19 protein-coding genes are annotated in these 17982 nt (G+C 69.7%); 5 read left to right on the forward strand and 14 right to left on the reverse strand.

Annotated features, from left to right (window positions below):
* Nucleotides 1-40 precede the first annotated feature (40 nt).
* A complete protein-coding gene (locus ACZK5N_RS03405) occupies nt 41-607 on the forward strand; it encodes a DinB family protein (protein WP_459020082.1) in 567 nt (188 codons plus the stop codon).
* A 59-nt stretch (nt 608-666) separates the two neighbouring features.
* On the opposite strand, the gene ACZK5N_RS03410 is transcribed toward ACZK5N_RS03405, so the two are convergent.
* The 3 genes from ACZK5N_RS03410 to ACZK5N_RS03420 all read right to left on the reverse strand — a co-directional run bounded on the left by ACZK5N_RS03410 (nt 667) and on the right by ACZK5N_RS03420 (nt 4447).
* The gene (locus ACZK5N_RS03410) at nt 667-2097 is read right to left on the reverse strand and encodes an MDR family MFS transporter (RefSeq protein WP_459020083.1); all 1431 of its coding nucleotides are present in this window, start codon (nt 2095-2097) and stop codon (nt 667-669) included.
* Between the two features lie 61 nt (nt 2098-2158).
* Complete coding sequence (locus tag ACZK5N_RS03415) at nt 2159-3484, reverse strand: DUF4921 family protein (protein WP_459020084.1); 1326 nt, start codon at nt 3482-3484, stop codon at nt 2159-2161.
* A 36-nt stretch (nt 3485-3520) separates the two neighbouring features.
* Nucleotides 3521-4447: a heme o synthase gene (locus tag ACZK5N_RS03420; RefSeq protein ID WP_459020085.1), complete on the reverse strand. Its 927-nt coding sequence runs from the start codon at nt 4445-4447 to the stop codon at nt 3521-3523.
* A 103-nt stretch (nt 4448-4550) separates the two neighbouring features.
* On the opposite strand from ACZK5N_RS03420, the gene ACZK5N_RS03425 reads away from it, so the two are divergent.
* From ACZK5N_RS03425 to pgl, 4 genes are read left to right on the forward strand one after another with little or no spacing between them, the layout of a single operon-like run.
* The gene (locus ACZK5N_RS03425; protein ID WP_459020086.1) at nt 4551-5942 is read left to right on the forward strand and encodes a glycosyltransferase family protein; all 1392 of its coding nucleotides are present in this window, start codon (nt 4551-4553) and stop codon (nt 5940-5942) included.
* Between the two features lie 53 nt (nt 5943-5995).
* Nucleotides 5996-7528 carry a glucose-6-phosphate dehydrogenase gene (gene zwf / locus ACZK5N_RS03430; RefSeq protein WP_459020087.1) on the forward strand — a complete coding sequence of 511 codons (1533 nt, stop codon included), beginning with the start codon at nt 5996-5998 and terminating at the stop codon, nt 7526-7528.
* Between the two features lie 10 nt (nt 7529-7538).
* Complete coding sequence (locus tag ACZK5N_RS03435) at nt 7539-8441, forward strand: glucose-6-phosphate dehydrogenase assembly protein OpcA (RefSeq protein ID WP_459020088.1); 903 nt, start codon at nt 7539-7541, stop codon at nt 8439-8441.
* A 1-nt stretch (nt 8442) separates the two neighbouring features.
* Entirely contained in the window at nt 8443-9174 is a 732-nt protein-coding gene (gene pgl / locus ACZK5N_RS03440) for a 6-phosphogluconolactonase (protein WP_459020089.1), read from the forward strand.
* A 22-nt stretch (nt 9175-9196) separates the two neighbouring features.
* Here pgl and ACZK5N_RS03445 read toward each other — a convergent pair whose 3' ends face one another.
* The 11 genes from ACZK5N_RS03445 to ACZK5N_RS03495 form a co-directional block, all read right to left on the reverse strand.
* Nucleotides 9197-9553 carry an RNA polymerase-binding protein RbpA gene (locus ACZK5N_RS03445; protein ID WP_459020090.1) on the reverse strand — a complete coding sequence of 119 codons (357 nt, stop codon included), beginning with the start codon at nt 9551-9553 and terminating at the stop codon, nt 9197-9199.
* 43 nt (nt 9554-9596) lie between these two features.
* Entirely contained in the window at nt 9597-9857 is a 261-nt protein-coding gene (gene secG, locus ACZK5N_RS03450; protein WP_459020091.1) for a preprotein translocase subunit SecG, read from the reverse strand.
* 126 nt (nt 9858-9983) lie between these two features.
* Nucleotides 9984-10763: a triose-phosphate isomerase gene (gene tpiA / locus ACZK5N_RS03455; protein ID WP_459020092.1), complete on the reverse strand. Its 780-nt coding sequence runs from the start codon at nt 10761-10763 to the stop codon at nt 9984-9986.
* On the reverse strand, nt 10763-11974 hold the full coding sequence (locus ACZK5N_RS03460; RefSeq protein ID WP_459020093.1) for a phosphoglycerate kinase: 1212 nt from the start codon (nt 11972-11974) through the stop codon (nt 10763-10765). The genes tpiA and ACZK5N_RS03460 overlap by 1 nt, the downstream gene beginning before the upstream one ends.
* A gap of 98 nt (nt 11975-12072) precedes the next feature.
* Nucleotides 12073-13068: a type I glyceraldehyde-3-phosphate dehydrogenase gene (gap, locus tag ACZK5N_RS03465; RefSeq protein ID WP_459020094.1), complete on the reverse strand. Its 996-nt coding sequence runs from the start codon at nt 13066-13068 to the stop codon at nt 12073-12075.
* 120 nt (nt 13069-13188) lie between these two features.
* Nucleotides 13189-14172: a DNA-binding protein WhiA gene (whiA, locus tag ACZK5N_RS03470; protein WP_459020095.1), complete on the reverse strand. Its 984-nt coding sequence runs from the start codon at nt 14170-14172 to the stop codon at nt 13189-13191.
* A 32-nt stretch (nt 14173-14204) separates the two neighbouring features.
* Nucleotides 14205-15152, reverse strand: a complete 948-nt coding sequence (locus ACZK5N_RS03475; RefSeq protein ID WP_459020096.1) for a gluconeogenesis factor YvcK family protein — start codon at nt 15150-15152, stop codon at nt 14205-14207.
* Entirely contained in the window at nt 15149-16012 is an 864-nt protein-coding gene (rapZ, locus tag ACZK5N_RS03480; protein WP_459020097.1) for an RNase adapter RapZ, read from the reverse strand. Before rapZ ends, ACZK5N_RS03475 begins: the two co-directional genes overlap by 4 nt.
* A gap of 52 nt (nt 16013-16064) precedes the next feature.
* Entirely contained in the window at nt 16065-16685 is a 621-nt protein-coding gene (locus tag ACZK5N_RS03485; protein WP_459020098.1) for a CbiQ family ECF transporter T component, read from the reverse strand.
* Nucleotides 16682-17377, reverse strand: a complete 696-nt coding sequence (locus ACZK5N_RS03490; RefSeq protein WP_459020099.1) for an energy-coupling factor ABC transporter ATP-binding protein — start codon at nt 17375-17377, stop codon at nt 16682-16684. Before ACZK5N_RS03490 ends, ACZK5N_RS03485 begins: the two co-directional genes overlap by 4 nt.
* Nucleotides 17374-17964, reverse strand: coding sequence for a biotin transporter BioY (locus ACZK5N_RS03495; RefSeq protein ID WP_459020100.1), 591 nt, complete (start codon nt 17962-17964; stop codon nt 17374-17376). The genes ACZK5N_RS03490 and ACZK5N_RS03495 overlap by 4 nt, the downstream gene beginning before the upstream one ends.
* Between the last annotated feature and the right edge of the window lie 18 nt (nt 17965-17982).

A 17982-nucleotide genomic window follows, 5' to 3' on the forward strand; every position in this document is an offset into this window, starting at 1 on the left:
GTAGGCCGCGGCGGCCGGGTCGCGGGGGCAGAATGGCTGCATGGACATCAAGGAGACCCTGCTCCGCCACCTTCGCGCCTCCCGGGAGGGACTCCTGTGGAAGGTGGAAGGACTGAGCGAGCGGGAGCTACGCCTCCCCCGCACCGTCACCGGCACCAACCTGTTGGGGCTGGTCAAGCACTGCTCCCTCGTCGAACACGGCTATTTCGTCGACTGCTTCGGGCGTACCTCCCCGCTCACCCTCCCCGTGATCGACTACGACGCGGACCCCAACGGTGACTTCTACGCCACGGCCGGTGAGCGGGCCGTGGACCTCGTTCGCCTCTACCGCGAGGTGGGTGAGGTGGTGGATCGGGCCATCGGTGAGATGCCGCTCGACACGCCGGGGCGTGTGCCCTGGTGGGGTGACAAGGGCGACACCACCCTGGGCCGGGTGCTGGTGCACGTGCTGGGCGACGTCACCCGTCACGCCGGCCATGCTGACATCCTCCGTGAGGGCATCGACGGGGTGGCAGGGCTGCGCAGCGGACACACCAACCTGTGGGAGCCCGTCGAGGGGTGGGCTGCCCACTCCGAGAAGCTGACCCGTCTGGCGGAGGAAGCCTGACGCCGCCCCCTCCCTAAGAAGTGGCGGCCGCGAAGCGGTGCGGCTTCACCCGCCGGGGGTCAGTGGGCCGCGAAGCCCGGCCCGTCGACGTCCGCGGGCCGCTTGAGGAACAGCCCCGCGACGACCGCCGCGGTCCAGATGGCGCCCGCGGCCATGAACGCCCACCGCGCACCGGCGAGCATGGCCTCCTCCTCGGATGCCGCGGCCGGGGCGGCAGCAGCTGACTGCATGGCGAAGACGGTGACGAAGACCGCGGTGCCGGTGGCGCCCGCGACCTGCTGCACCGTGCCGACCACGGCGGATCCGTGCGAGTAGAGCGCGCGCGGGAGGGAGCCGAGCGCCACGGTGAACAGCGGCGTGAACATGGCGGCGAAACTGACACTCATCACGACGTGCCCGAGCGTGATCGCCCACCACGGAGTGGCGATCGTGATGGTGGCGAAGAACGCGAACACGCCCATCACGACGACGCTGGCGGGCACCACCAGCACCCGGGGCCCGTAGCGGTCGTAGAGCCGCCCGACCACCGGGGACAACAGCCCCATCGCGATCCCGCCCGGGAGAAGCATCAGCCCCACCTGGAGCGGCTCCAGGCCGAATGCCCGCTGAAGGATCAGCGGCAACATGATGATGGTGCCGAACAGCGCCATCATCGCGATCGACATCACCACCACCGCCACCGTGAACGTCGGGTCGCTGAAGGTTCGCAGGTCCAGCAGCGCCGCGTCCCGCGACTGGAGCACGAACTGCCGGCCCATGAACGCGGCCAGACCACCGACGCCGATCCCGATGGCGAGCATCGGCACCCAGACCTCCACCTCGTCGGATCCCACGAGGCTGAGTCCGTAGACCAGCGGCCCGAACGCGAGCAGTGTCAGCGGTACTGAGACGAGGTCCAGCGGAGTGGCCTTGGTCTCACCGACGTCGGTCAGGCGCCGATATCCCAGCACCAGCATGAGCAGCGCGATCGGCAGCACCACCCAGAAGATCCCGCGCCACGATGCCGCCTGGAGGATGACGCCGGACAGGGTGGGTCCGACGGCGGGGGCCACCGAGATCACCATCGAGACGTTGCCCATCACCCGGCCCCGATGCTCCCGCTCGACGAGCTGCATGATGGTGGTCATCAGCAGGGGCATCATGATGGCGGTCCCGGTGGCCTGCACCACGCGCCCCAGCACCAGGAACGTGAAACTCGGCGCCACGGCGCACGCCAGGGTGCCGAGACTGAACAGGCTCATGGCGAGCGCGAACATCCGGCGCGTGGGCAACCGGTCCAGCAGCCAGCCCGTGACAGGGATGACGACGGCCATGGTCAACATGAATGCCGTGGTCAGCCACTGGGCCGTGCGTTCCGTGATGCCGAGGTCGGACATGATCGAACTCAGGGCGACGTTCATGGTCGTCTCGTTCAGGATGACGACGAAGGCAGCCACCAGCAGGATGGGGATGACCCCGGGGCTGGCGGGGCGGGGCATATCGGTGGACATGGACGGTCCCTTCGTGGCAGGTCGGGCTGCGGGCCGGACGCCTGAGCGCAGAGGCAGGAGCCTAGCGACGGTACCGCAACGGGTTGGGGCGGCCGGGCGCCTCCGTCCCGATGGCGAGGCCCGGAGCGATGAGTCCGCGCTCACGGAGATCGACCAGCGCGGTAACGACCCGGGCACGCAGCGTAGCCGGTGCGATGGTATTGAGGTAGATCGTCGTCGCTCCCTCGAAGCCCGCCACCGTCGAGACCCGCCATTTGAGCAGCACCCGCCACGGCATCGGCAGGGTCACGTCGATCGGGCGGTAGTGCCACTCCTCATTGGACGGGACGGCCGGGCCGGTGGCCGCGTGCATTGCGTGGATCATGTCGGACATGCCGCGCACCTCGTCGTCGCGCTGCTGCCACGGGTCCGACTCCTCGCTGGTGGAGTGGATCTCGATCGTCGGGTACCGGTGGCCGAAGCCCGCGAACGCGACGGCGTACTCGCTTTCGGCGATGATGAGGTTGCCGCGGGCCGCGTAGTTGGGGCCCGACTCGTTGAACAGGTTCTGATTGTCGCGGAGCCTGGCCAGGGTCGCCTCGTGCTGCGCACCGCGTTCGTCGATGGTGACCAACTGCTTGTGCAGGTGGTCGAAGGAGGCGCCGGCGGGCTTCAGCCAGTTCTGGAACACCGCCACGTACCGGGCGTAGCGGTTGATGTCGTAGGCCATCCTGGCCGACTCGACGGTGTAGGACACGAACCGGGCGTGCTCGTCGGGCGTGAGGGTCCCAGACGAGGCGAGCTGTGAGTCGTCGGTGGCGCCGTCGACGAAGTGCCGCCGGGCCACGATGAGGTCGTGGCCGCCGCCGAAGAACCCGCTCGCGCGGGCGATCCGCTCCTCGACGGGGAGCGCCTCCACCTCCACCGCCGTGAGCCCGGAGGCCCGCAGCTTCGCCCCGATGACGGCGAGCACGTGCGCCCGTCCGGCTGGGGACGCCAGGTAGGCGTCGCGGCGGACGCGGACCCGCTCCGGCAACTCGTATCCGTAGTTGCTGTGCCAGTAGTCGAAGCTGAGGATCTCGAAGAGGTTCGGGACACGGCGGAACTCCGCGACGGTGTCGAACAGATCCTCAGCGGGGTTCCGGTAGAGCGTCTCCCACTGCCCGCCGGTTCGGATCACCCGGGACTTCTCCGGCGGCGTGTCCAGATAGCGGGCCTGGCAGAAGGGGCAGTGACGCCCGTGAGCGGCCGGATCCAGAGGCTGAGGGGTCCGAGGATGGACGCCCAGGGGCCGGTCGGCGCGTCCCGCCACCGTCCACACCTCGGTCCCTGTCAACGGGTTGATCTGCTTGACGGTGCCATCGCGCAGCACGCTCACGTAATCGGGCTCGCGCGCGAAGGGCTGCATGCCCCGACGATAGTCCGCGGCGCGCGGCGGCGGACCCTAGAAGATCAGCGGGTCGATCGCGACCGCCAGGAACAGCAGCGCCAGGTAGGTGTTGCTCCAGTGAAACAGCCGCATCGCCTTCAGCTGCGGCCCATCGGCGCCGGAGCGTGCACGCCGCCACAGCGCACCCGCCTCGACCAGGAAGACGACCCCCAGCACCCCCGCGACGATCGGGTACAGCGGCCCCGTGGGGGTGACCGGCCACAGCAGCAGCGACACCGCGACGGTGCCCAGCGTGTACCAGAAGATCTGCGCCGCGACGCGCGGGGGCGTGGAGACCACGGGCAGCATGGGCACCCCGGCCGCGGCGTAATCGTCGCGGTACCGGAAGGCCAGCGCCCACGTGTGGGGAGGCGTCCACAGGAACACGACGGCGAACAGGATCAGCGGCGCCCAGTCGATCCGGTTGGTCACGGCAGTCCATCCGATGAGCGGAGGGAAGCACCCGGCGATCCCGCCCCAGACGATGTTCTGCCACGTGCGGCGCTTGAGCCACATCGTGTAGACGAACACGTAGAAGGCGTTGGCCACCAACGCGAGGACGGCGGAGAGCCAGTTGGCTCCGAGGCCCAGCACCAGGGTGGCCAGGATGCCGAGCACGACGCCGAAGATCAGCGCGTTGCGCGTGGAGACCTGATGCCTCGGCACGGGACGACGCCGGGTGCGCCGCATCACCTCGTCGATGTCGGCGTCGATCACGCAGTTGAAGGTGTTGGCCGACGCTGCGGCGAAGAGCCCGCCCACCATGACCACGACGATCAGCCGCCACGGGGGCAGGCCACCGGCGGCGAGGAACATCGCCGGTGCGGTGGTCACCAGGAGGAGTTCGATGATGCGCGGCTTCGTGAGGGCGATGTACGCCTTGACCACATCCAGGAAGCGGGCCCCCGGGGACGCAGCGACGGAGCCGACGGCCACACCCACCCCATTCCTTCTCAGTTAGCTCCCGGCAGTCTATCGCGCGGCGCGAGGGTGCCCAAAGCAGACCGTCCCCCCTGCCGGCCCGCACATGCGGCAAGCTGGGCCCGTGCAGACGATCATCCGCCGCCTCTGGTGGCCCTGGCTGGTCGCCGCACTGATGCTTGTGACGACGATCGTCGTCTGGGCTCCTCACCTTGACGATCGGGCAGCGTGGCGGGACGAGGCGGCCACGATGATCTTCGCCTCATTTCCGCCTGCCGACCTCTGGCGGGCCACCGGGCACGTGGACCGCACCATGGTGGTCTACTACGTTCTCGTCTCTCCCCTCGCCCAGTCCCTCACCGCTCTGCGCGCCGTCAGCCTCGTCGCAGGCGGTGTGTCCATCGGTGTGACCGCCTGGTTGGCCACCCGGTGGTGGGGTGTGCCCGCCGGGCTGGTGGCCGGCATGTTCCTCCTGGTCAACCCGCTGCTGAGCCCCTATCTTCTCGAAGCTCGGAGCTACACACTCGTCACGGCGTTCTTCATGGTCGCCACGGCGTTGTTGATGGCGGGCACTCCCAGCGGAGGGACATGGGCTCTCTACGGCGCGGCACTGACGATGGCCATCCTGATGAACATGCTGATGGCGCCCGCGGTCCTCATCCACGTCATCCACGTCGCCGTGCGGATGCGGCGACGGGCCCGGTGGGCCCCGCTGCTCGCCTGGAGCACCGCGGCCGGAATCCCTGTCAGCCTGCTTCTGTCAAGCCGCGTGACCACTGGACAACTCTCGTGGATTCCACCCGCGACGGTGGAGTCGGTCACAGCCCTGTACGGATCTGCCAGCGGGGGGCTCTGGTTCTGGGCGCTCGTCGGGGTGCTGATCGTGGTACTGCTGGGGGGCGGGAGGCGCCTCTCGGGGGAACCGTTGCTGGGAGTGGCATTGGTCATCATCCCGGTGGCCGCCAACGTGGTCGTCTCTGCCGTCGTGACTCCGATGTTCTATCCTCGCTACCTCCTGCTGCTGCCCTTCGGTTTCGCGCTGATGCTGGCCGCATGGGCAGGGATGGCGCGGTCGCGCCGCCTCGGGGGCTCGGTCGTGGTTCTGGCTGCGGCCCTGGCCGCCACCTGGACCTGGCAGGCGCAGGAGCGCCCTGCGACACCCCACCCCCCGCCGCTGCTCGTCGGCCTGGCCGACCGGGCCCGCGTCGGCGACTCGCTGGTCATCGACCAGACGTTCGCCAGCACAGGACACATCGGGGCCATCGCGCTCGGCCTTCGGGACGAGTCGCTGTGGGAGGACGCGCGGCGACTGGCGCTCGATGTCGGTCCCCGGGGTCGGGTGCACGCCCGGATCACATGGATCGACGAGGGCGGCCTACGGACCGAATCGGCCGTTCGGCCCGGCCCAGGCACCACCTGGATGATCTCGGTGGATCCCCTCGACGGCTGCGCCGTGGTGGAGTCGTTCACGTGGCCGCCCTACACGGTGCACCGGCAGATGTGCACCGCCGGATGAGGCCGAGCTGAAACCATCCTGCCAAATCCGAGGAACGGGGACTAGGGTTGGCCATGATGAACACGTATGAGAACCCGCTGCGCGACCCTCAGGACCGTCGGCTTCCGCGGATCGCCGGGCCCTGTGTCCTGGTCATCTTCGGGGTGACCGGTGACCTGTCGCGGAAGAAGCTGATGCCGGCCGTCTACGACCTCGCCAACCGCGGCATGCTGCCGCCGGGCTTCGGCCTGGTGGGATTCGCCCGGCGGGACTGGGCGGACCAGGACTTCGCGCAAGTGGTCCACGACGCGGTGAAGGAGAACGCCCGCACCCCCTTCAGGGAGGAGGTGTGGGAGCAACTGCTGGAGGGTATCCGGTTCGTGCCCGGCACCTTCGACGACGACGCCTCCTTCGACCGCCTTCGCGCCACCATCCAGGAGCTCGACGACGCCCGCGGCACGGGCGGCAACCACGCCTTCTACCTGTCGATCCCGCCGTCGAGCTTCGAGCAGGTCATGACTCAGTTGCGACGCCACGGGATGACGGAGCGAGACGAGGCCAACTGGAACCGGGTGGTGATCGAGAAGCCCTTCGGGCACGACCTCGCCTCCGCCCGGGAGCTCGACAACGTGGTCTCGGCGCTGTTCCAGCCCCATGAGGTGTTCCGCATCGACCACTACCTGGGCAAGGAGACGGTGCAGAACATGCTGGCGCTCCGGTTCGCCAACCAGATGTTCGAGCCGATCTGGAACAACCACTACGTCAGCCACGTCGAGATCACCATGGCGGAGGACATCGGCATCGGTGGCCGGGCGGGCTACTTCGACGGCATCGGCATCGCCCGCGACGTCATCCAGAACCACCTCCTGCAGCTTCTGGCGCTGACCGCCATGGAGGAGCCGACGTCCTTCGAGGCCGGCCAGCTGCGCGCGGAGAAGCAGAAGGTGCTGGCCGCCGCCCGGGTCCCGGACCGTTACGACCTGCACACCGCCCGCGGCCAGTACGCCGCCGGCTGGCAGGGCGGCAGGCCAGTCATCGGGTACCTGCAGGAGGACGGGGTGCCGGAGGGCTCCAGGACCGAGACCTTCGCAGCCATGCGGGTGGACATCGACAACCGACGGTGGGCGGGCGTCCCCTTCTACCTCCGCTCAGCCAAGCGGATGCCGCGTCGCGTCACCGAGGTGGCGCTCAGCTTCAAGCGCGCCCCCCACCTGCCGTTCACGGCCACCGACACCGAGGAGCTCGGCACCAACGCCCTCGTGATGCGGATCCAGCCCGACGAGGGCGTTACGCTCCGGTTCGGCGCAAAGGTCCCCGGCACGCAGATGGAGATCCGCGAGGTCTCCATGGACTTCGGCTACGGCGGCTCATTCACCGAGTCGTCGCCGGAGGCCTATGAACGGCTCATCCTGGATGTGCTGCTCGGAGACCCGCCGTTGTTCCCGCAGCAGGAGGAGGTGGAGTTGAGCTGGAAGATCCTGGACCCGGTGATCAACTACTGGGCCTCCGTCGAGGATCAGCCAGAGCAGTACCAGTCCGGCACGTGGGGACCCGCGTCCGCCCACGAGATGCTGGCCCGTGACGGTTTCAGCTGGCGCAGGCCGTGAGGAGCCACCCATGATCATCGAATTGACAGACACGTCGTCGCGCGACGTGGCGTCCGCGCTCATCAGCGCCAAGCGCACCGCGGGGGCGAGCGGCCTGGTGCTGACGCTCCTCATCGTCACCACCGACGAGCACTTCGACGAGGTGCTGGGCGCCGCCAAGGCATCCGCCACCGCACATCCGTCGCGGGTGATCGTCGTCACCTACACCGACGCCGTTGAGGCCCGGCTGGACGCCACGATCGAGGTGGGCGAGGGCCTTCCGGGCGACCTCATCGTCCTGCGCCTACACGGCGAGCTGCGCCACCACTCGGACTCCATCTGCCTGCCGCTGCTGCTCCCGGACTCCCCCACCATCGTGTGGTGGCCGCACGAGGCGCCGGACCACCTGGCCGACGATCCCATCGGCGGTCTTGCGGACCGCAGGATCACCGATGCTGCGGGCTGTCACGACCCGCAGGACGCCCTGCTGCGCCGGGCCCGCAACCATGCTCCGGGGGACACTGACCTCACCTGGACCCGGCTGACGCGGTGGCGCGCGCTCCTCGCGGCCGCCATGGATCAGACCCAGGCCGAGGTGACGGGCGCCATGGTGATGGCCGCCCCGGACAACGCCCCCGCGACGCTGCTGGCCGCGTGGCTCAGCGACCGGCTGGGGGTGACGGTGGAGCGCCTCGACGGCGACCGCCCGGGCGTCAACGAGGTTCGGCTCACCACCACCGAGGGCGACATCACCGTCCGACGGGTGGCGGAGGGCACGGCCCTCTACCAGGTGCCACACCAGCCACAGCGCACGGTGGCCCTCCGCCGTCGTCCCCTGACCGACCTCCTGACCGAGGAACTGCAGCGCATGGACGCCGACGACATCTTCGAGGCCGCGAGCGCGCAGATCGTCGCCGACGCCGAGGCCCGCTGACGTGTACACCCGCGTCATCCGGATGCCCCGGGCCGACGAGGTGAGCGACCTCGTGGCCCAGCGGCTGCTGGATCGGCTCATCGAGCTGCAGGAGACGCAGCCCATCGTGCACGTGTGCCTCACCGGCGGCAACGCCGCCAACGCCATGTACGAACGGTTCGCGGAGCTGGCGGAGGGCTCAGAGCTGGACGCGGCCAAGCTGCAGCTGTGGTGGGGGGACGAGCGGTTCGTGCCGGCCACGGACCCGGACCGCAATTCCCTGCAGGCGGTGTCGCGGTTGGCGCGCACGGTGTCGATCAAGTCGGCCGACACGCACATGATGGCGGCCCAGGACGGCCGGAAGGACTCGCACGAGTGCGCCGCCGCCTACGAGGCGGAACTGGGTGACACCCACTTCGACGTCACGCTGCTGGGCGTGGGTGAGGACGGCCACGTCGCCTCCGTGTTCCCCGGCCACCCGAGCTTCGATCCCACCACCCGCAACGTCATCGGTGTGACCGAGGCACCCAAGGCGCCGGTGGAGCGGATCACCCTGACCATTCCGGCCCTCAACCGCTCCGACGAGATCTGGGTGATGGCCACCGGCGAGGCGAAGGCAGACGCCCTCGCGCGCGCCCTCAAGGGCGACCTCAGCCTTCCCGCTGCCCACATCCGAGGCGAGGTGGCCACCTTCTGGTACCTCGACGACCCGGCTGCCTCCGGTCTGCCCGAGCAGTACTCCTGCCCGTTCTGAAGAGCGCCGCCGGGCGTCGGGATCAGTAGATGATCTCGCCTGAGGCGCGCCGCGCCCTCAGCGACGTGACGGCTTCCTCGAGGATCTGAGCGGCTTCCGCGTCTGAGCGGCGCTCCTTCACGTAGGCGAGGTGCGTCTTGTACGGGGTGATCTTCGGCGGAGGCGGAGGGTTGTCCGCGTCCGTGTTCGCCGGGAGCCCGCACCTGGGGCAGTCCCAGGACTCGGGGATGGGTGCGTCGATCGCGAACGCGGGACGCGTCACGTGACCGCTCGCGCAGAAGTACGAGACGTGGAGCCGCGGAGCGGTGTCCCCCCGCTCGGCCTCACCCATGGGACCGGCGCCGACACGGCTGCCGCGAATGGCGTTGCCACCTGCCACTTGTGTTTCTCCTTGAGAGCAGTGATGAAGGGTCGTGCCGGGGTCAGGCGCCGATGCGGTACAGCACCAGAAGCCCGATGATCGTCAGAAGCCAGGCCAGTGCCAGAACGACCGTGATGCGGTCGAGCCGGCGTTCCGCCGTCGACGCCCCACCCATGGAGGTCGACATTCCGCCACCGAACAGATCTGACATTCCTCCGCCACGACTTTTGTGGAAAAGGACAGTGGCCGCGAGCAACACGCTGAGCACAATCGCAATGATCGAGAGCGTCGTCACCGGCCAAGACACGAGGGGGACAATCACGCCGTCAAGACTATCCGACGCGGCCCGGTAATCCACATTCGGCCCTGCTTCGCCCACCGCAGCCGGGCCACGGAACGGAAAGAGCGGCGCGGGCGTGGTGCCCGCGCCGCTTCCCCATGCCGAGCCTCAGAACTGGTAGAACCGCACGACCGCCGCGAACTCGTCCGGCTTCAGGCTGGCGCCACCGACGAGAGCACCGTCGACGTCGGGCTGGGCCATGATCTGCGCGACGTTGTCCGCCTTGACCGAGCCGCCGTACTGGATACGCACGGCCTCAGCCGTGGGCCCGTCGTACAGTGCGGCGACCTCCTTGCGGATGGCGCCACACACCTCCTGTGCGTCCTCGGGGGTGGCGACCTCGCCGGTGCCGATGGCCCACACGGGCTCGTAGGCGATGACGAGACCGGCCACCTGCTCGGCCGTCAGGCCGGCCAGGGTGCCGCGCACCTGCTCGAGCGTGTACTCGACGTGGCGGCCCTCCTTGCGGATGTCCAGGCCCTCGCCGACGCAGATGATGGGCGTGATGCCCGCGGCCAGGGCCTTGGCGGCCTTGGCGTTGATGATCGCGTCGGTCTCACCGAAGAACTGGCGGCGCTCCGAGTGGCCCACGACCACGTAGGAGACCCCGAGCTTGACCAGCATCGAGGTGGAGATCTCGCCGGTGTAGGCGCCGTTGTCGTGCTCGGAGACGGTCTGCGCACCGAGCTGGAACGGGAGGCGGTCGCCGTCGATGAGAGTGCGCACGGTGCGCAGGTCCGTGAACGGCGGGATGAGAACGGCCTCGGACTTCGACGGGTCGTAGTCCTTGTCGAGCAGTGCGTAGTGGATCTTCTCCACCAGTCCGGTGGCCTCGATGTGGTCGACGTTCATCTTCCAGTTACCGGCCATGATCGGCTTGCGGGTCATCAGTTCTCCTCCAGTACAGAAATGCCGGGCAGTTCTTTGCCCTCCAGGAACTCGAGGGAGGCGCCGCCACCCGTCGAGATGTGGCCGAACTCGTCGTCGGCGTGGCCGAGGACCCGCACGGCCGCGGCGGAGTCTCCGCCACCGACCACCGAGAGACCGTCGACCTTCGTCAGTGCTTCGGCCACAGCGGCCGTGCCGTGCGACAGTGCCTCGATCTCGAACACGCCCATGGGGCCGTTCCAGAACACCGTCTTGGCGCCGGTGATGGCATCCGCGAACAGCTTCTCGGACTCCGGGCCGATGTCCAGGCCCTGCTTCCCAGCGGGAATGGCGTGAGCCGAGACGACGTCCACCTCTCCCGTGACCTCCCGGGCGTCGAAGTCCATCCCGTCGGCGATGCGCACGTCGACCGGCAGCAGGATCGTCTTGCCCTTGGCCTTGGCCTCCTCAAGGTAGCCGCGGCAGGTCTCGAGGTTGGTCTCGTCGAGCAGCGAGTCGCCGATCTCGTGGCCCTGGGCCTTGAGGAAGGTGAAGACCATGCCGCCGCCGATCACGAGCGTGTCGGCGACCTTCAGCAGGTTGTCGATCACAGAGAGCTTGTCCGCGACCTTCGCGCCTCCCAGCACCACCACGAACGGGCGCTCGGGGGTCTCGGTGAGCCGGCGCAGCACGTCGACCTCCTTGGCCACCAGGAAGCCCGCCATGTTCGGCAGCAGCTTCGCGACGTCGTAGACCGACGCCTGCTTGCGGTGCACCACGCCGAAACCGTCGGAGACGAACACGTCGCCGAAGGCCGCGTACCTGGCCGCCAACTCCTGGCGGGCCGCCTCGTCCTTGGACTCCTCAGCCGGCTCGTAGCGCACGTTCTCGAGGAGCGCCACATCGCCGTCGGCCAGCGACGCGACCGTCGCGGCGGCGGACTCGCCGACGACGTCGTCGGCCAGCTTCACCTCGACGCCGAGCAGCTCACCGAGCCGCTCGGCGACCGGCGCCAGCGAGTACTTGGGGTTGACCTGGCCCTTGGGGCGGCCCATGTGGGCCATGATGACGACGCGGGCGCCGGCCTCGCGCAGCGCATTGAGCGTGGGCAGCGCGGCGCGGATGCGGCCGTCGTCGGAGATGTTCCTGTCACCGTCCAGCGGGACGTTGAAATCGCAGCGGATGAGTACCCGCTTGCCGGCCAGATCTGTCAGATCTGCAACAGACTTCACAGTGAGCCTTTCTTCTTCATAGGTGTTGTGAGGCGACGACGGCCCTGTGATCCCGGTCGGGGATCACAGGGCCGTCGTATCGACCACTGGGAGTCAGATCAGAGCTTCGAGCCGACCAGGACGGTCAGGTCGACGAGGCGGTTGGAGTAGCCCCACTCGTTGTCGTACCAACCGAGGACCTTGACCTGGTTGCCGATCACCTTGGTGAGCTTGGAGTCGAACACGCAGGAAGCGGGATCCGTCTCGATGTCCTTGCTGACGATCTCGTCATCGGTGTAGACGAGGATCTTGCCGTCCGCGGCCGCCTTGACGATCGCGTTGATCTCCTCGACGGTGGTCTCGCGGGCGGCCTCGAAGGTGAGGTCCGTGGCGGAGCCGGTGGGGGTGGGCACGCGCATGGCGTAGCCGTCCAGCTTGCCCTTGAGCTCCGGGAGCACCAGCGACACGGCCTTGGCCGCACCGGTGGTGGTGGGGACCATGTTGAGGGCCGCGGCGCGCGAGCGACGCAGGTCGCTGTGCGGGCCGTCCTGCAGGTTCTGGTCCTGCGTGTACGCGTGGATGGTGGTCATGAGGCCCTTGACGATGCCGATGCCGTCGTTGAGCGCCTTGGCCATCGGGGCGAGGCAGTTGGTGGTGCAGGAGGCGTTGGAGATGATGTTGTGCGCCGCCGGATCGTACTTGTCGTCGTTGACGCCCATGACGATGGTGATGTCCTCGTTCTTGGCCGGGGCCGAGATGAGCACCTTCTTGGCGCCGGCCGCGATGTGGGCCTGGGCCTTCGTGGCGTCGGTGAAGAATCCGGTGGACTCGATGACGATGTCGACGCCCAGGTCACCCCAGGGCAGATTCGTCGGGTCCTTCTCCGCGAAGGCCTTGATCTCCTTGCCGTCGACGGTGAGCGCGTCGTCGTTGAAGGTGATCTCGCCGGGGAAGCGTCCGAGGATCGAGTCGTACTTGAGCAGGTGGGCCAGCGTCTTGTTGTCGGTCAGGTCGTTGACGGCGACGACATCAAGATCAGCACCCGACGCGACGAGCGCGCGGAAGTAATTACGGCCGATACGGCCAAAGCCGTTGATTGCAACCTTTACGGTCATGAGGAAATCGATCCCTTTCAGCTACCTTGCGCGAGAAGCGCATGCGGACGTCCCTCATCCTATCCAGATGCCGACGCGCGGCAAGAGCGGGGGTCGTTTGCCTCCGCGGGCGGGGAGGGGTCAGTCGTCGTCTGCCATGTCCGCGGGAAGGCTGGCCTCGGTCGTGGGGAGCCCCGCGTCCTCGGCGGCCTTGTCCGCGGTGGCCAGGAGCCGGCGGATGCGGCCGGCGACGGCGTCCTTGGTCAGCGGCGGCTCGTGCAGGCGCCCCAGTTCCTCCAGGCTGGCCTGGCGGTGTTCCAGCCGCAGCTCGCCCGCGGTGCGCAGGTGTTCCGGAGCGTTCTCGCCGAGGATCTCCAGCGCACGTTCCACCCTGGCGCTCGCCGCGACCGCGGCGCGGGCGGACCGGCGCAGGTTGGCGTCGTCGAAGTTGGCGAGGCGGTTGACGCTGGCGCGCACCTCGCGTCGCTTGCGCCGCTCCTCCCAGGCCAGGCGCGTCTCCCCCGCGCCCATGCGGGTGAGCAGCTCGGCGATGGCGTCGCCGTCGCGGATGACGACGCGGTCGATGTTGCGTACCTCCCGGGCCTTGACCGAGATGCCCAGCCGGCGCGCCGCGCCGACCAGTGCCAGCGCCGCCTCGGATCCGGGGCACGTGATCTCCAGCGACATCGACCGGCCTGGCTCGGTGAGCGACCCGCGGGCCAGGAAGGCGCCCCGCCACATCGCGACCGCGTCGGCCAGGGACCCACCGACCACGGACGGCGGCAGCCCCCGCACGGGGCGGCGGTGCTGGTCCACCAGCCCGCTGAGCCGCGCGAGCTGCTCTCCGTCGCGGACGACCCTCAGGGTGTAGCGGGGGCCGCGGCGCACCCCGGAGCCGTTGATCACCAGCAGGTCGCTCTCGACGTTGTACAGGTCTGTGATGAACGTGCGGAGGCGGCGTGCGGCGGAGCCGGTGTCCAGCTCGGCCTCCACGACGATGCGGCCCCCCACCAGGTGCAGGCCGCCGGCGAAGCGCAGCATCGCCGCGACCTCGGCGCGGCGCACGGAGGGGTGCGGCGCGAGGACGGTGGCGAGCTCGGACTTCACCTTCTGGGTCAGGGCCATGCGGGCAGTCTGCCACACCCCCCGGCACAGCTTCAGCGGCCGAGGACCTCGCTGAACACCGCGGCGAGCCGGTTCGGGTCGTGCGTCGGCGACCCGTCGCGCGACTTCACGTCCGCGGTGACGAGGGTCCCGCCCAGGGAGCGGATGTAGGCCTCGAGGTGGTGATCGGTGTCGGCGAAGCTGCTGTCGGCGATGACCACGTCCAGCATCAGGCCCGGCGCGTGCTCCGCGAGGAGCTCGATGTGCCGTGACGGTGAGAAGCCGTCGGTTTCCTCGGCAGGAGCGATGTTGAGGACCAGGACCCGCTGCGCGTCCGTCTCCAGCAGCGCCTTGGCCAGCTCCGGGACGAGCAGGTGCGGGATCACGCTGGTGAACCACGATCCCGGGCCCAGCACCACGCTGTCCGCCTCGCGCACGGCGGCCAGCACCTCAGGCCGCGCGGGGGGGCGGTCCGGGATCAGCCGGACGGACTGCACGGTGGCCCGCGTCTTCGCGACGGTGGCCTGCCCGGACAGTGTGCACACCTCGTCGGGCGCCAGCGGGTCCAGGCCCACGACGTCCGCCTCGATGTCCAGCGGCACCGAGCTCATGGGCAGCACCCGGCCGCGGGTCCGCAACAGGTCCCCCACCATGTCCAGCCCTGCCACGGGATCGTCGAGCTGCTGCCAGAGGCCCGCGATCAGCAGGTTGCCGATGGCGTGGCCGCCGAGCGGCCCGTCACCGTGGAAGCGGGCCTGCAGCACGCTCGCCCAGGTGCGCCCCACGTGGTCGTCGGAGCACAGCGCGGCCAACGCCATCCGGAGGTCGCCCGGCGGCAGGCAGTCCAGCTCCTGCCGCAGGCGGCCGGAGGAGCCGCCGTCGTCCGCGACCGTGACCACCGCGGTGAGCCGGTCCGTCACGCGGCGCAGCGCCGTCAGCGACGTGGCGAGGCCGTGTCCGCCGCCCAGGGCCACCACCCGCGGAAGATGCTGGAGGCTCATTCCTTGCCCAGGTCCCGATGCAGCACGGTGGTCGGGAAGCCGCGACCCTGGAGCCGCAGCGACAAGTCCTCGCTCATGGACGTGGAGCGGTGTTTGCCGCCGGTGCAGCCGATGGCGACGGTGACCTGACGCTTGCCCTCCGCCAGGTAGCCGGGCGCCACCCCTTCGAGGAGGTTGACCATGGCGACCAGGAAGGTCTGCGCCGCGTCGTGCTTGAGCACGTACTGCGCCACGTCCTTGCTGAGGCCGGACTTGGGGCGCAGTTCGGGGATCCAGTACGGGTTGGGCAGGAATCGGACGTCGAAGACCATGTCCGCGTCGATGGGCACCCCGTTCTTGAACCCGAAGGAGATGAGGGCGATCTTGAGCTTGTCCGTGGCCTCGTCGCCGAAGTGGTTGGCCACCCGCTGCGTCAGTTGCCGGGCGGACAGGTAGGTGGTGTCTACGACGATGTCCGCGTCTGCCCGCAGGTCCGCCAGGAGCCTTCGTTCGCGCTCGATGCCCTCGATCAGCCGGTCGCCGCCCTGCAGCGGGAGCGGCCGGCGGTTGGACTCCTGCCGCCGGACGATGACGTCGTCGGCGGCCTCCAGGAACACGGTGGTCACCGTCGCGCCCTCCGCCTTGAGGCGGTCGATGGCCTCGGGGAGCTGCTCGAACTGCTCGCGGGAGCGCACGTCGGCGACGACGGCGATCCGCCGGGTGCCGTAGCCGCGGAGGGTCTGGGCCAGGCTGGGCAGCATCACCGGCGGCAGGTTGTCCACCACGTACCAGCCGAGGTCCTCCATGGTGTGCGCCGCTGTCCGGCGGCCCGCGCCGGACAGGCCGGTGATGAGGGCGATCTCCTGCGGGGCATCGGTCATGGCGCCAGCCTAGTAGCCGGAGGCATCCTGAGCGCGCCCCGATGCGCTCCGGTCAGGCGTCGTCCGGGAGTCCGCGGGCGTGCAGGGCCTCACCGGTGCGCTCCGCGTACGCCACGGCCCCGACCACCACGGGCGTCAGGAGCAGGGCCGGGTTACGGTCCCGGCCTCGGGCGCGGGCGGCGTCGCGGGCGTCGTCGATGGACCCTATGAGGTAGGGCACGGAGCGGATCATGAGGGCGACCGCCAACGCGACCTGCCGGGGGTCGAGCCTGACCCACCGGACCGGGCCCAGTGCCGCGCCGAGCGCGTCCATGAGCACCGGCGTCGACGTGGTGAGGGTCAGCATCCTCGCGGCGAGGACGGCCACGAGGATGGTGCCGGACTGGACCACCGCGGCGCCGGGGTTGAGCGAGATGAGGTGGTAGACCGCCATGACGGCGAGCAGGATCCAGAGCACCCACCCGATGCGCAGGGCGCGCCACGGCGTGATGCCCGAGGTCCACAGCAGCCCCAGCACGACCATCAGGGCGGCCGCGGTGGCCCACCACGTGCCCGCGACGAGCGGCGGGACGGTGACGGCGAGCATCAGGACGTACTTCGCGCCGGCGGGGAGCCGGAACAGCCAGCCCTCCCCCGGCTCGTACAGCCCGAGCAGCGACGCGTGCGCGTTCACACCAGCACGTCCTCGTAGGCGGCCAGGGCCGCGGCGGGGGCCCCGTCGGCGATGACGCGACCTTCGTGCAGCACCAGGACGCGGTCCGCGTCCGCCGCGACCTCGAGGTCGTGGGTGGAGAAGATGATCTGCTGGTCCAGGCCGGCGAAGGTGCGTCGCAGCGCCCGCTTGTTGCGCAGGTCGAGCAGGGTGGTGGGCTCGTCGGCCACCAGGATCGCCGGGTCGACGGCGAGCACGCTGGTGAGCGCGACCAGCTGCCGCTCGCCGCCGCTGAGGTCGTAGATGCTCTGGTGCGCCAGATGCCCCAGTCCGCGACCCTCGAGCAGGTCCAGGGCGCGGCGCGTCCGCTCTCCGCGACCCTTGATCCGGCCGCGGAGGCTGAGTTCGACGTCCTCGACGGGGGTGGACATGAGCAGCTGCGCCAACGGGTCCGTGAAGACGAAGCCCACCCGGGACCGGACCCCCCTGGCGTCCTTGACCGTGTCCAGCCCGTCGACGGTGACCGTCCCCGCCGTCGGGGTGCGCAGGCCGTTGAGCAGGCGCAGCAGCGTGGACTTGCCCGACCCGTTGGCCCCGACCACCGCGATGCGTCGCTCGGACAGGTCGAGGGTGAGGGGGTGAAGCAGCACGTGGTCCGCGTCGCCCCGGCGCACGGCCGGGATGACGACGGTGACCGCGTGCAGGCTGATCATCGGCCCAGCAGCCTCGGGAAGGCCTTGTGCACGGCGTAGGCGATGAGCGCGGCGATGATGCCCTTGAGGATGTCGCCCGGCCAGAACGCCAGGTCGCTGAGCCAGATGTCTCCGACGGGCTTGCCGACGGCGCGCGCGATGCCGACCACGCCGAGGGGCCAGATGATCAGCACGCGGGCGGCGAACACGCCGAGGAAGAACAGGACCGGGGTCCACGGGCTCAGGCCGCGACGCACCACCCACTGGGCGACGAGGCCCACCGCGAAGGCGGAGACGAGGAAGGCGACGAGGTATCCGCCGGTGGGGCCCACCAGGACGGCGAGGCCGGCCTTGCCTCCGGAGAACACCGGAAGCCCGGCGAGACCGACGAGCAGATAGAGGCCCACGGCCGCCGCGCCCCGCCACGCCCCGAGGCAGAGTCCGGCCAGCGCGACCCCGAGGGTCTGCAGCGTGATGGGGACGCCGAGGCTGCCGATCGGGATGGCGGGCGTCAGCGCGAGCGCGGCGATCAGGGCCGCGAAGACCGCGACGTAGGCGAGGTCGGCCGGCGCGAAGCTCCGGACGGAGGGGGCGGTGGTGGTGGTCATGTCGTGCTCCTGAGGTAC

It is taken from the genome of Tessaracoccus pujii, from assembly GCF_055326215.1.

Bases quoted from the DNA above. Each gene is read 5' to 3' on its own strand.
- ACZK5N_RS03405 (WP_459020082.1), top strand. From the start codon at position 41: ATGGACATCAAGGAGACCCTGCTCCGCCACCTTCGCGCCTCCCGGGAG.
- ACZK5N_RS03410 (WP_459020083.1), bottom strand. From the start codon at position 2,097: ATGTCCACCGATATGCCCCGCCCCGCCAGCCCCGGGGTCATCCCCATC.
- ACZK5N_RS03415 (WP_459020084.1), bottom strand. From the start codon at position 3,484: ATGCAGCCCTTCGCGCGCGAGCCCGATTACGTGAGCGTGCTGCGCGAT.
- zwf (WP_459020087.1), top strand. From the start codon at position 5,996: ATGATGAACACGTATGAGAACCCGCTGCGCGACCCTCAGGACCGTCGG.
- ACZK5N_RS03435 (WP_459020088.1), top strand. From the start codon at position 7,539: ATGATCATCGAATTGACAGACACGTCGTCGCGCGACGTGGCGTCCGCG.
- tpiA (WP_459020092.1), bottom strand. From the start codon at position 10,763: ATGACCCGCAAGCCGATCATGGCCGGTAACTGGAAGATGAACGTCGAC.
- gap (WP_459020094.1), bottom strand. From the start codon at position 13,068: ATGACCGTAAAGGTTGCAATCAACGGCTTTGGCCGTATCGGCCGTAAT.
- whiA (WP_459020095.1), bottom strand. From the start codon at position 14,172: ATGGCCCTGACCCAGAAGGTGAAGTCCGAGCTCGCCACCGTCCTCGCG.
- ACZK5N_RS03475 (WP_459020096.1), bottom strand. From the start codon at position 15,152: ATGAGCCTCCAGCATCTTCCGCGGGTGGTGGCCCTGGGCGGCGGACAC.
- rapZ (WP_459020097.1), bottom strand. From the start codon at position 16,012: ATGACCGATGCCCCGCAGGAGATCGCCCTCATCACCGGCCTGTCCGGC.
- ACZK5N_RS03490 (WP_459020099.1), bottom strand. From the start codon at position 17,377: ATGATCAGCCTGCACGCGGTCACCGTCGTCATCCCGGCCGTGCGCCGG.
- ACZK5N_RS03495 (WP_459020100.1), bottom strand. From the start codon at position 17,964: ATGACCACCACCACCGCCCCCTCCGTCCGGAGCTTCGCGCCGGCCGAC.